The organism is Phytohabitans aurantiacus (assembly GCF_027923225.1).
Classification (GTDB): domain Bacteria; phylum Actinomycetota; class Actinomycetes; order Mycobacteriales; family Micromonosporaceae; genus Phytohabitans; species Phytohabitans aurantiacus.
In genome coordinates this window covers 22,563-34,916 of record NZ_BSDI01000068.1, presented here as the reverse complement: position 1 = coordinate 34,916, position 12,354 = coordinate 22,563, and the positions used below count along the sequence as shown (strand labels likewise).

Sequence of the window (12,354 nt, the reverse complement as noted above, 5' to 3'; positions counted from 1 at the left end):
GACGCCAGCAAGCTCCCGAAGATCTTCTACGTGAACTGGTTCCGCCGCGGCGATGACGGCCGCTTCCTGTGGCCGGGCTTCGGCGAGAACTCGCGGGTTCTCAAGTGGATCGTCGAGCGGCTGGAAGGCAGCGGGGCGGCCGTCGAGACCCCGATCGGGTGGGTGCCGCCTCCGGAGGCCATCGATACCGCGGGTTTGGACGTGTCGGCTGCGGACCTCGCCGCCGCGTTGCGGGTTGACGTTGAGGAATGGCTGCAGGAGGTGCCGCAACTCGTGGCGTGGTTCGCCCGGTTCGGCGACAAGCTGCCCGCGGTTCTGTGGACGGAGTTGGACGCCCTGCGCCACCGCCTCGCCATGTCGGCGCTGGTCAATCTTGACCGAAGCCGCTAGATCATCTTTCTCACTCCGGTCGGATCGTCCCGGACGGGGTCGAGGCTGGGACTCGATCTTGGCGCTGTCACCCGCTCTGCGCTGGGCCGCGGGCGGGGTTTGAGCGGCGGCTGGCCACCCTAAACAGCCGGGCGGCGATGACCCGTAGCAGTCGGGCCAGATCGTTGTGATGGCCGTCGCGGTGGAGCCGCAGTGCTGTGCTGATCGCGGCAGCCAGCACCTGGCCGGTCGGCCCCCAGCCGGGCGCCCACAGCCGGATCCTGGTGGCGAGGCTGGTCAGGTCGACCGAGACCCGCCCGTAGTTGATGTGGTCGCCGTCGAGGTCGGGCAGCAGGTCGACGGTCACGACCAGGTAGGCGTCCCAGGCCGCGCGTCGAGCTGGCTCTGGCGTCATCGGCTGACTCCGACCGGGCCAGACAGCAGAGGGTTCACAGGTCGTTTCCGGCATAGGAGAGGTTGAAGCTTTTGTTTGTCAGCGGGAAATCCGGGACGATCGTGTCGGCCAGGGCCACCGGCAGGGCGGGCCAGTTGAAAAACGACGGGTCGACGATTTTGGCCCTGGTAAGGGTGCCGTCAGGTTGAACTTCGACGCGGTGGGTGATGGTGCCGCGCCATCCTTCGACGATGCCGACTCCGCATGCCGGCCGGTCAACGGCGGGGCGAGGGTGACTGGTGATGGTGCCGGGGCCAATGGCAGTAAGCAAGTCCGTGAGGATCGCCGTGGAGGCTTGGATCTCCTCGACGCGGATCAGGAAACGGGCCAGAACGTCGCCGCTGGTGTGGACGGGGATGGTAAGCGCGTCCAAGACGGTGTGGGGGTGGGCGCGGCGGGCGTCGGTGGGAAGGCCGCTGGCGCGGGCCACGTAGCCGAGGGCGCCGATGTCGGCGGCCTGGCGCTGGGTGAGGACGGCGGTTCCGGTGAGCCGGTCGCGGACCACGGTGTGGCGCAGGGCGATGTCGACGACCTCGCCGATGTCGGCGGCGATCGTCCGGATGGTGGTCGGGTCAGGCACCGTGTGCAGGCGGGCGCCGCCGGGGAAGACGGCGCCGCGTAGCAGCCGGTGGCCGGTGGTGGCGTGGTTGAGACGCAGCAGGGTTTCCCGGATGCGTTGGGCGTGGCTGTGCGCGATGCCGTAGCCGACGTCGTTGCAGATCGCGCCGATGTCGGCGACGTGGTTGTGTAGTCGTTCCAGCTCCAGCACGGCGGCGCGGGCCAGCTGCGCACGCGGCGGTACCGGCCATCGAAGGGCGTCTTCGACGGCGAGGCTGTAGGCCAGGGCGTGCCCGACGGCACTGTCGCCGCTGATCCGCTCCGCCAATCCAACCGGCTGATCGGCGGGCTGGCCCTCGAAGAGTTTCTCGATTCCTTTGTGGACGTACCAGAGGCGGGCTTTGAGCTTGAGGATGGTCTCGCCAACGACGGAGAACCGGAAGTGGCCGGGTTCGATCAAGCCAGCGTGCACGGGACCGACGGGAATTTCGTAGACGCCGGGCCCCTGAACGGTGACGAACGGGAAAGCCTCCGAGGCCGCCAGGGGTGGTCGGGGGCCGGCGTCGGCGCGCATGGGGTGCCAGCCGTGGGGCCAGTGCGGGTGCCGGACCAGCCTTCGGGGCAGCGGATGGTTTTCGGGTTGGACGCCGTACAGGTCGTGCATTTCCCGTTCGAAGCGGCCGGCGGGAAAGGACAGGGCGGCCAGGCTGGGCACCGTGGGCTGGTCGGGGCGGGTGCGCAGGTGCAGTTCGGTGCGCTGGTCGGGTGGGCCGGCGGTGAACAGGTACACGATCCGGATCGCCGCTGCACCCGGATCGGTGCCGGTGTCGTGGTGGGCGGCGACCAGGGCCAGGCGGGCACCGCCGGCCAGCAGCCGGCCGGCCTGCTCGGCGAGCCGGTCGGCGGTGATGTCGACGACCGTGGCGGCTGGGATCACCGGGTGCGGTTCGGTCATGTCAGTGGCCTCCCACGATGGTCGCGGCGGCGCTGTCCAACAACTCCCCCAGCGGGCCGAGACTGATCCCGAGGGCTGCGGCGGCAGCCAGCCCGATGGCCAGCGGCGCGATCGCCGCCGGGCGTGGCCGGCCGCTGCCGGCCCGCGGGTCGGTAGCCGGCGGGTCGATGGTCGGCACCGGGTCGGGTGCGCCGAGCAGGATGCCGGCGCTGTTACGGGTCAGGGCCGCGAACGCGACCAGGACGAGGATGAACGCGACCGCTGTGGCCCCAGCTGTACCGCCGGTGAAGCCAGCGCGGGCGATCCCGATCTCGGAGGCGAACAGGCTGAACGGGGGCAAGCCGAGCAGGGCCACCACAGCCAGGCCGAACACTCCGGCGAGGGCGGGGTGGCGGGCGGCCAGCCCGCGGACGGCGACGATGCGGGAGCTGCCGGACAGGTGCAGCAGCTGTCCGGCGCCGCAGAACGCGACGGCCTTGCCCAGCCCGTGCCCCAGCACGTGCAGCAGCACGGCGGTGATCGCCAGGCGGCTGCCAGTGGCGGTGCCCAACGCGACCATTCCCATGTGCTCGATGGAGGAGTAGGCGAGCATGCGTTTGTAGTCCTGTTGGGCGATGAGCAGAAGCGCGGCGACGGCTAGTGAGGCGAGCGCGGCGACCAGCAGCACGCCGCGGGTGTAGCCGGGGCCGAGGACCGCGTCGGTGATCGCTTTGTACCGCCAGATAGCGTAGAACGCCACCGACAACAGCACCCCGGACATCAGGGCCGACACGGGGGCGGGGGCCTGGCTGTGCGCGTCGGGTAGCCAGGCGTGCATCGGTGCAAGGCCAGCCTTGGTGCCGAAGCCGAGCAGCAGCAGCCCCATCGCCAGCCGGGTCAGGTCGGGGTCCAGACCAGCGGTGTGGCCGGCCAGATACGTCCAGTTGAGGGCGGTGGTGCCGTGTGCGCCGGCGGCGACGGCGGTGGCGTAGGCGCAGACGGTGCCCAGCAACGCGATGCCGATGCCCACCGAGCACAGCACCACGTACTTCCAGGCAGCCTCCACCGAGGCACGGCTGCGGCGGTGGCCGACCAGGAACGCGGTGACGATGGTCGTGGCCTCGACCGCGACCCACAGCAGGCCAAGGTTGTCGGCCAGCACGGCGAGGCTCATGGTGGCCAGGAACAGCTGGACCAGGATGAGGTAGCGGCGGGCAGCCGCCGGGGTGCCGTTCCCGGTGGCCGCCTCGTCGGCGAGGTGGTGTACGCCGGCCCAGCAGGCGATGGTGGCCACGGCGCCGATGACGATGAGCATGAACGTGGTCAACGCGTCGCCACGCAGCAGGCCCGAGGCGACCGCCCTGCCGCCGGTGACCGCGGTGGCCAGCCAGAGGCCGGCGGCCAGGATGCTCGCGGCGGCCGGCACCGCGACCCATGCCGCGGTTCGCCGGCCGAGCAGAGCGGCGACGCCAGCGGCGGCCAGCGGGGCGACGATCGGCAGATACAGGGCCAGGGTTGGGGTCATCAGTCGTGCAGCTCTCGTAGTTCGTCCAGGTCGGTGTCGCCGAACGCGGCGTGCAGGCGGGTGGTGAGCACCTGCAGCACCAGCACCGCCAGGAGCAGGTCGGCCGAGACGCCCAATTCGACGACGAGGGGGACGCCGCCGGTGGCTAGGAACGCGACGGCGGCGATGCCGTTGTCGATCAGCATTACGCCGATGATCTGGGATATGGCGCGGCGGCGGGTGGTGGCCAGGAAGAACCCGATCAGCACCACGGCGATGCCGACCGGCGCCGCCTGCGCCGCCGCGGTAGGGGCCAGCTCGACCAGGGGTCGGGCGGCCACGTAGGCGAGCAGGACCAGCCCGGCCGCGGCGAGCATCGAAGCGGACACGTTGACCAGCGGGGCGGTCTCCCGGGCTCCGGGGACCTGGGTCAGCACGCGGCGCAGCAGCCACGGCAACAGGCCGGCCTTGAGCAGCCCCACCCCGACCGCCACCACCATGGTTTCGGTGCTGTGACCGACGGCGAGGACGGCGGCGATGCCGGTCAGCGCCAGCCCTTGGACGGTGAGCAGGGCGATCAGCGCGGACAGCTCCCGGCGCCACAACACGCCGATCGCGGTGAGCAGAAACAGTCCACATGCGAGGTTGAGCAACTGGTCGGTCATCGCGGCCCTCACAGTTCAGGCCAGCACGGCGGAGGTGATGACCGCGAGCAGGCCCAGGACGAACGAGCCAGCGAGCAGTTCCGGGATCCGGAACAGTCGTAGCTTCGCGGCGAACACCTCACCGGCCGCGAGCAGCCCGCCCAGGACGGCGAGCTTGGCCACGAACACCACCACGGCCACGGCGATGGCTAAGGGGTGCAGGCTGGTGGCGACGCCCCAGGGGATGAACAGGTTGGCCAGCAGGCCGAGCAGGATGGTCAACCGCATCGCGGCCGCCCACTCCACCAGGGCCAGGTCGCGGCCGGAGTACTCCAGGACCATGGCCTCGTGCACCATGGTCAGCTCCAGGTGGGTGGCCGGGTTGTCCACCGGCAGCCGGCCCGCCTCGGCCAAGGTGGCGATCGCCAACGCGGCCGCCGCGAGCGCACTGGCAGGTGTGAACGCTCCGGCCGTATCGGCGGCTCCGGCGGCGACGATCGCGCCCAGGTCGGTCGACCCGCTCCGGGTAGACAGGGCGAACACCGACAGCAGCAGGGTCGGTTCCACCAGGGCGGCGATGGTCATCTCCCGGCTGGCGCCCATCCCACCGAACGCGGTACCGGTGTCCAATCCCGCCAAGGCCAAGGCGACCGCCCCGAGCAGCAGCAACCCGACCACGACGATCAGATCGGCGACACCTGGCAGTGGGCCGCGGGTGGACAGGTACGGGGCCGCCGCCGCGACCAGCACACTGGTCGCCAGCAGCACCACCGGGGCGGCGGTGAAGAACACCCCGGCGTCGGCGGGGATGATCGACTCCTTGCGCAACTGCTTCCGCAGATCCCGCCACGGCTGGACGAGCCGGCCGCCGGCACGGCCCTCCAGCCGCGCCCGCACCGCACGCATGAACCCGATCAGCAACGGAGCGACAGCGGCGACCAGCACCGCCTGCACGGCGGCCGCGCCCCAGGCGCTCACGCGGGGTCCCCGCGGAAGCGTGGAGCGCAGCGGAGGGCTCTCGTGGGGTGCTTCACCGGATCACCCCGGCGACCAGGACCGCGACCAGGGCGCCGAGCATGTAGGCCAGATAACGGTGCACGCTGCCGGTCGCCAAAAGCCGGGCGGCCCGACCCACCGTGTCGGCGGCGGCGATCAGCGGCCGGTAGAGGCGGGCCTCGACACGGTCCGGCAGCCGCCGCCGATACTGCACGGCCCGCACCAGGTAGGCCGACTCGGCCGGGTGCGTGACGTCCACATCCTGCTCGGGGGCCAGGACGTTGTCGAATACCCGCTGCAGCGGCTCGGCGAACGAGGTAGCCGTGTACTCCATCCGCGGCGTGAGCGGCCCGTCCCCGCAGTCCCACGCCGCCGCTCGGCGCCGGGTCCGGCCAAGCGCCCGTGCGGCGGCGGCGTACCCGACCGCGAGCCCGACCACACCGACCGCGATCCACAGTGGAGAAATCGTGGACGCGATGCCGGACAGCCGCACGTCCACACCGCCACCGGCAAGCGGCGCTGTCCCCGCGTTCAGCCCGGTCGCGATCCGATCCAACGCCGGTGCGGACACGGCCGGCGCGACGGCCAGCCCGGCGCAGACCACTGCGGCCAAGCCCATGCCGGCCAGCATGCTGGGCGGGGACTCGACCGCGCTTGCCGCGGCGGTGCTGCGCGGCCGGGCCAGAAAACCCGTGCCGAGGGCCTTGACGTAGGCAGCGACACCAATCCCCGCGGTCAACGCGACGACCGCGACCGCTACCGGAGCGGCGACCGTGATCACCGTGCCCGCGGCCGGCGCCCGATGCAGCAGGGCCTGCAGCAGCAGCCATTCGGAGACGAACCCGTTGCCGGGCGGCAACGCAGCCGCGCCCAGCGCCCCCACCGTGAACAGCAAGGTTGTGGCCGGCATCCGCCGTGACAGCCCACCCAACACATCCAAATCGCGGGTACCCGTGGCCCGTAGCACCGACCCTGCCCCGCAGAACAGCAGCGTCTTGAACCCGGCGTGATTGGCGGCGTGCAGCAACGCCGCCGCCAACGCAACCCCAGCCACCGCGGGCTGGCCGGCGTCGGCCCACAACCCAGCGGCCGCCAAGCCGAGCAGGATCAGCCCGACGTTCTCGCTCGTGGAAAACGCCAGCAACCGCTTGAGGTCGGTGGCCACCGCGGCCTGCAAAATCCCGTACAACGCCGACACCGCCCCCAGCCCGCCGAGCAGCAGCCACCACCAACGTGGGCCGCCGCCGAGCAGGTCGAACCCGACCCGCACGATCCCGTACACGCCGAGCTTGACCATCGCGGCGCTCATCAACGCCGACACATGCGACGGCGCCTCCGCGTGCGCCCGGGGCAGCCACGGATGCAGCGGCACCGCCCCCGCCTTCGACGCGAACCCAGCCACACACAGCAGGAACACCCCACCGGCCACCACCGGCGACAAGCCAGGTCCGGCGGCGCGGATCACCGCGAACGACTCCCCGCCAGCTGCCGCAGCCAGCCACACCAACCCCAGCAGCACCGCCACGAACCCCGCCTGGGTCATCGCCGCGTACCACAGCCCGGCCGTACGCACCGCCGGGCTGTGCCGATGCTCTCCGAGCACCAGCAGCAGCGACGTGACCGCCATCAGCTCCCACGCCAGCAGAAACGTCGACACACTGGCTGCGACCGGCACCAGCAGCATCGCCGCCACGAACACCGGCAGCACCGCCAAAGCCGCCCGCGAGGCCGGACCGTGCCCGCTACGGCCGGCGTATCCGACCGTGTACACGCCGACAACAGCGGCGACCCCACCGATCAGCAGCAGGAACCAGCCCGCCAACGCATCCGCCGAAAGGCTCACCCCAGCAAGCGGCAACAGGTCCGGAAGGCTTACCTGCCAGCCGGTACCGGACACCACGGCAAACCCAGCCGCCGCGCCGGCCGCCCCGACCGCGGCGATCGCCGCACCCGCCGCCAACGACCGCCAGCGGGCCGGCGCCACCAACCCGGCCAAGGCACCCACACCCGCAAGCCCGAACGCGAGGCTCAACGCGGACCCGACCTGATTCACCGGCCCGACACGCCGCGCAACGCGGCCACGATCGCCGCCGGCGCAGGTGGGCAGCCCGGCACCTGCACATCCACCGGCACCACATCACCGACCGGGCCCAGCACCCCATGCCCGCCGGCGAACATCCCACAATCCCGGGCGCAGTCACCCACTGCGACCACCAGCCGCGGCCGGGGCATCGCCTCATACGTCTTACGCAACGGCCCGGCCATGTTCACCGTCACCGGACCGGTCACCGTCAACACGTCCGCGTGCCGCGGCGAGGCCACCAGCCGCACCCCATACCGCTCGGCGTCGTACACCGGCCCGAACGCCTGCCCGATCTCGATCTCACAGCCGTTGCACGAACCGGCATCCACGTGCCGCACCTGCACCGACCCACCCAAACCGGCCCCGGCTGCCAGCCGCGAAGGCGCGGCCAGGGCTGCCTCAGCTACCCGTCCCACGTTGCGGATCTTGTTGCCGATCAACCCCAAGCCCCTCTCTTTGCGGCTAGTCGACTTGGCGGTCTTACGGCGGACCGGCTCGATCCGTCGCAGCGCGCAGGTCGCCCAACAGTTCCGTCTGACTGGTCAGTACCTCGGTCAGGATGCGACGTGCCACCGCCAGCAACTCGGCCACCTGCGGGCTGACCAGCGAGTAGTACACCGCCGAACCGTCCCGGCGGGTCACCACCAGGTTCGCCCGCCGTAACACCGCCAACTGCTGCGACAGGTGCGCCGACTCGATCCCCACCTCGGGCAGCAACTCCGAGACCGCATGCTCCCGCTCCGACAGCAACTCCAACACCCGAATCCGCGCCGGATGCCCCAACGTCTTGAAAAACTCGGCCTTGGCCAGATACAGCGGCGTGCTCACTGGGCCACCCCCTTCTGCCCGGACACGCTACGTGCCCCACCGCTGCCAGGACGCCACCCGAAGACCACACCACGCCTTCAAGCCTCATAAGTTGCCAAACTTAGCAACTAGCAAACACCACCAACTCACCGGGGGCCGGGAAGTCGAACGCCATCACCCTCACCTCGACACGAGACAGGCCAAATCGCCCGGCCTCACGCTGGCCGGCGCGGCGGAGCCACAGGTGACCGGTGCGCTGATAGCAGCATCCGTCCGCCACCCCGCGGCAGGGCGCCGTGGCCATGGGCTCGTCGGCATGGACGCGCCCACACCTAGCTGCTGCCAGCGACTGCGCCATCTACGCGCCGCCGGCCTACTGGCGGCGCCCGATCAGGGCTGCGCCGGCATGGCTTCCACGGACCGCCCTACATCGGTCACCCGCCGCGCCATGCAGGGACCGCGCCCCCAAAAGCCGCTTGTGCTACGGCGTGAGAGTTTCCTCGGAGGCGCGCAGGTCGTCGAGCAGGCCCATCTGGCTGGCGAGCACCTCGGTCAGGATCCTGCGGGCAACGGCCAGCAACTCAGCCACCTGCGGCGAGACGAGCGAGTAGTAGACGGTCGATCCTTCCTTGCGGGTCACGACCAGGTTCATCCTGCGCAGCACCGCAAGCTGCTGCGAGAGGTGCGCGGCCTCGATTCCCACCTCGGGCAGCATTTCCGAAACCGCGTGTTCCCGTTCGGACAGCAACTCCAGGACGCGGATGCGGGCGGGATGGGAGAGCGCCTTGAAAAATTCGGCCTTGGCCTGATACAGCGGCTTACTCACCGATCGTCCCTTTACGTCGACGAAACGGGCGCCCAGTGCGCCCAGGTTCCACATCCAGCGACCCGTGACTACAGAGCTTAACCCTTGCTAAGATTAGCAAGTCCGAAAGGACTTAGCGCCGTGTGGGGTTTCCAGCGGGCACGAGGTGTCGGATGAACGAACCGACCGTGGCGGACGTGATGGCCAGACACCTGGTCACGATGGTGCCCAGCACCACGTTCAAAGAACTGGTCGGCACCATGATCTCGCACGACCTGGACGCGCTACCGGTAATCGACCTCTCGGGCCGGCCCGCCGGCGTCGTCGAGGACGTCGACGTGCTCGCCAAGCTCGAGTTCCGCGGCGGCGCCGACCACCCACCCCTGCTGGCTTACCGCCGCCGTGCCCGCTGGCACAAGTCGTCGGGTTTGACCGCGGCCGACCTCATGACCGCACCGCGGACCATCGCACAGCACAGCCCACTTGCCGCCGCCGTCCAGACGCTGACCCGTGAGCAGATCCGTGCGCTGTGCGTCGTCGACACAACCGGGCGGCTCGTCGGCACCCTGTCCCGCCGAGACGCGGTGCGCCTGTTCCTGCGCGGCGACGGCCCGATCCGGGCCGATCTCGAACGCGAGATCGCCGCCGTCACCGAACGGGCGGGCGCGGTGTCCGCACACGTGGCAGGCGGCGTGGTCACCCTGGAGGGCACACTGATCCTGCGCAGCGCCGTCGAGAACCTCTGCCAGGCCGCACACAGGGTCCCTGGTGTCATCGCCGTACGCAACTATGTTCGCTACGAGGTCGACGACCTTGTAATCACCGGCCTGTGAGGCCGGCCTTCACAGCATTCAGCTGACCGCGAGGCAGACTGAATGCGGGTGAAGTGGTACTCGGCCGACCAGCCCATGCCGTCGCACGCCGGGTCTGACCAAACGGTCGATCCCGAACGGTCAGCTGCCCGACAGTGATCAATTGACGACGGGGCGTACGGTGCGGCCGTGGCGATGCCTCCCCAACCCGCGCCCTCGCCCGAACCCGGCGAGCCATACACCCTCAGCGACCTCATGCCCGGCCCGACCCCGCCGGCCGCCAGTCCTCCCGCGCAGCGGACCGGCGCCTGGACGACGGTGGGAGCGGGCGTCGCCGTCATCGTCGGCTCGTTTCTGCCCTGGGCCAGCATCACCGTACCGATAGTCGGAACCGTCACCGCCTCCGGCACAGACGGCACCGACGGATGGGTTACCGCCGCGATCGGGGCCCTTCTTGCCCTCCACGGAGCCGCGACACTGCGCAAGCGGCTACCGATCACGGTCGATACTCTGGCCGTCCTGGCCGGCCTCAGCGTGGCCGGCATAGCCGTCTGGAAGATCGTCGACCTGCGGTCGAGCGTCGAGGACATGCGCCGCCAGATGTCAGCGAACCGCGACGAATTCGGCTTCGCCGACGCTCTTGCAAACGCCGTCCACGCCCGCGTCGGTGTCGGACTGTGGTTGCTGGTCGCAGCCGGGCTAACCGCAGCCGCGTATGTCGGCTACACGATTGTGAAGCGCAGGTAGCGAACCCTGAACACAACGAAGCGGCCCCGGCCGGACCCACTATGGTCGTCGCCTGGACACTTCCTACTCACGGGTGGGCGACAGGGCCTGTCGGTCAGGCCAGCGGGCTGTTGGACGACAGTCGGGACAAGGATGTAGAAGCCGTCCAGCGGCATTGACGGCGAGCACGTAGTCCGGGCCTGCGAGCCTTCTGCGCGGCGTCAGTTGTGAGCACGAAGGCAATCCGATGGCAGGCCGTCGCCGCCGTACGGATCACCGTCCCGGCCGACAGCAGCTTCTAGGCCAACTGCCCGACGCCGAAGTCCACGGAGCCACCGAGGTGCTTGCCGGACCGTCCAGCGGCGGCGTTCCGGCTCAGTGGGACCGGCGATTGGGGTCTGAGTGGGCGTTTTGAGGGTTTTTAGTGGTTTGTCATCGCTGGATGACGTGATGTTGCGTCCCTCGTCGTACCCACTGGGGTAGCGCCGCGTTGGGCTCCTCGTGGATGACCGCGCGCCATATCCCAGTGACGTGACCGACGCGCAGTGGACCGCCGACTACTGGGGCAGCCTGTTCGACCACACCGCGACCGTCATCCGCCGCGCCCAGCAACGCGGCCAGGCGACCACCGACATCGACCCCATCCACGCGATCGAGTCGCTGCTGGCGCCCATCTACCTACGCACCCTCACCACACACCAACCCGTCGACGCCACCCTCGTCGCGGCCACCGCCGCCGCGACCGCCAGGATGCTCCACCCCACAGCCAAAACCTCCGGCCGCGCCTCCTGAAGGGCCTTGCCAGCGGTGCGTGCCTGTTGATCGGCGAGGCGTTCTGGACGTACCGGCGCACCCTCTTGTGACGGGTGGACGCCGTTCGCGGCTCGGCCATGGCGACATGGCCGAGCCGGGCCACTGCTGAGCTGGTGCGTGACAGGCCAGGCGTGCGGGCGTCTACGCAGCCCGGCGCACGGTCGAATGGCGGAGTCTGACGGTCGCCCACCTCCTCCCATGATCAACTTGTTAGGTCAGAACGGTCGTTTCGCCGCGCGGGTGAGTGCCCCGAGCGCAAAATGCGAGAAGGAGACTCACAAGGACCGCCCGAATGACCATCGACGAGATCCTCGCCGCCGCCCGTAGCCGGTTGCATCGCCTGCATCCGGCAGAGGCCGCGGCGGCCGCCGCAGGCGCTGCCCAGATGGTCGATATCCGGCCGCAGTTTCAACGCCAAGCCGACGGCGAGATCCCCGGCGCTATCGTTATCGAACGCAACCACCTGGAGTGGCGTCTTGACCCCACCAGCATGGGACGGATCTGGGAAGCCACCGGGTACGAGATCACCTGGATCGTGATCTGCGATGAGGGCTACTCGTCTTCGCTCGCGGCTGCCTCCCTCCAAGAGCTGGGCCTGACCCGCGCGACCGATGTCGTCGGCGGGTTCCGTGCCTGGAAACGCGCTGGCCTACCCATCACCCACCCGGCAACACCAACCACGCCGCGGTTGACCAGCCGGTAGCGGTGTGGCCGATGCTCTGAGTTGCAGCACCGCAGATCCCTCCACTCTCACGCCCATAACCACGCCGTCGGCGCCGGCGTACGAGGTAGACCGACGGCGTTGGCAGCTCGGAAGGATCGAAACCTCGTCCTCCTGAGATTCGCCCC

14 protein-coding genes are annotated in these 12,354 nt (G+C 70.0%); 5 read left to right on the top strand and 9 right to left on the bottom strand.

All coding sequences use genetic code 11. The features are described from left to right. On the top strand, nucleotides 1-390 hold a 390-nt coding region (locus QMG73_RS39970; RefSeq protein ID WP_281904415.1), incomplete at its 5' end, for a phosphoenolpyruvate carboxykinase domain-containing protein. Between the two features lie 67 nt (nucleotides 391-457). Here the strand turns inward: QMG73_RS39970 and QMG73_RS39965 are convergent. The 9 genes from QMG73_RS39965 to QMG73_RS39925 all read right to left on the bottom strand — a co-directional run bounded on the left by QMG73_RS39965 (nucleotide 458) and on the right by QMG73_RS39925 (nucleotide 9,175). Next, complete coding sequence (locus QMG73_RS39965; RefSeq protein WP_281904413.1) at nucleotides 458-784, bottom strand: hypothetical protein; 327 nt, start codon at nucleotides 782-784, stop codon at nucleotides 458-460. Nucleotides 785-818: 34 nt separating this feature from the next. Further along, nucleotides 819-2,336: a hydrogenase large subunit gene (locus tag QMG73_RS39960; RefSeq protein WP_281904411.1), complete on the bottom strand. Its 1,518-nt coding sequence runs from the start codon at nucleotides 2,334-2,336 to the stop codon at nucleotides 819-821. Nucleotide 2,337: 1 nt separating this feature from the next. Then, nucleotides 2,338-3,840 carry a proton-conducting transporter transmembrane domain-containing protein gene (locus tag QMG73_RS39955; RefSeq protein WP_281904409.1) on the bottom strand — a complete coding sequence of 501 codons (1,503 nt, stop codon included), beginning with the start codon at nucleotides 3,838-3,840 and terminating at the stop codon, nucleotides 2,338-2,340. Beyond that, complete coding sequence (locus QMG73_RS39950; RefSeq protein ID WP_281904407.1) at nucleotides 3,840-4,484, bottom strand: hypothetical protein; 645 nt, start codon at nucleotides 4,482-4,484, stop codon at nucleotides 3,840-3,842. The genes QMG73_RS39955 and QMG73_RS39950 overlap by 1 nt, the downstream gene beginning before the upstream one ends. 15 nt (nucleotides 4,485-4,499) lie before the next feature. Beyond that, complete coding sequence (locus QMG73_RS39945) at nucleotides 4,500-5,441, bottom strand: respiratory chain complex I subunit 1 family protein (RefSeq protein WP_281904406.1); 942 nt, start codon at nucleotides 5,439-5,441, stop codon at nucleotides 4,500-4,502. 52 nt (nucleotides 5,442-5,493) lie between these two features. After that, entirely contained in the window at nucleotides 5,494-7,512 is a 2,019-nt protein-coding gene (locus QMG73_RS39940; RefSeq protein WP_281904404.1) for a proton-conducting transporter transmembrane domain-containing protein, read from the bottom strand. Then, entirely contained in the window at nucleotides 7,509-7,958 is a 450-nt protein-coding gene (locus QMG73_RS39935) for an NADH-quinone oxidoreductase subunit B family protein (protein ID WP_281904403.1), read from the bottom strand. The genes QMG73_RS39940 and QMG73_RS39935 overlap by 4 nt, the downstream gene beginning before the upstream one ends. A gap of 64 nt (nucleotides 7,959-8,022) precedes the next feature. Continuing rightward, nucleotides 8,023-8,370 (bottom strand): ArsR/SmtB family transcription factor, encoded by a 348-nt coding sequence (locus QMG73_RS39930; RefSeq protein ID WP_281904401.1) that lies wholly within the window; start codon nucleotides 8,368-8,370, stop codon nucleotides 8,023-8,025. A gap of 460 nt (nucleotides 8,371-8,830) precedes the next feature. Next, entirely contained in the window at nucleotides 8,831-9,175 is a 345-nt protein-coding gene (locus QMG73_RS39925) for an ArsR/SmtB family transcription factor (protein WP_281904400.1), read from the bottom strand. 152 nt (nucleotides 9,176-9,327) lie between these two features. On the opposite strand from QMG73_RS39925, the gene QMG73_RS39920 reads away from it, so the two are divergent. The 4 genes from QMG73_RS39920 (at nucleotide 9,328) to QMG73_RS39905 (ending at nucleotide 12,208) form a co-directional block, all read left to right on the top strand. Beyond that, nucleotides 9,328-9,987: a CBS domain-containing protein gene (locus QMG73_RS39920; RefSeq protein ID WP_281904398.1), complete on the top strand. Its 660-nt coding sequence runs from the start codon at nucleotides 9,328-9,330 to the stop codon at nucleotides 9,985-9,987. 168 nt (nucleotides 9,988-10,155) lie between these two features. Continuing rightward, nucleotides 10,156-10,713: a hypothetical protein gene (locus tag QMG73_RS39915; RefSeq protein ID WP_281904396.1), complete on the top strand. Its 558-nt coding sequence runs from the start codon at nucleotides 10,156-10,158 to the stop codon at nucleotides 10,711-10,713. Between the two features lie 510 nt (nucleotides 10,714-11,223). After that, nucleotides 11,224-11,484, top strand: coding sequence for a TetR-like C-terminal domain-containing protein (locus QMG73_RS39910; RefSeq protein WP_281904394.1), 261 nt, complete (start codon nucleotides 11,224-11,226; stop codon nucleotides 11,482-11,484). A gap of 313 nt (nucleotides 11,485-11,797) precedes the next feature. Then, nucleotides 11,798-12,208 carry a rhodanese-like domain-containing protein gene (locus tag QMG73_RS39905; RefSeq protein ID WP_281904392.1) on the top strand — a complete coding sequence of 137 codons (411 nt, stop codon included), beginning with the start codon at nucleotides 11,798-11,800 and terminating at the stop codon, nucleotides 12,206-12,208. The last annotated feature ends 146 nt before the right edge of the window (nucleotides 12,209-12,354 follow it).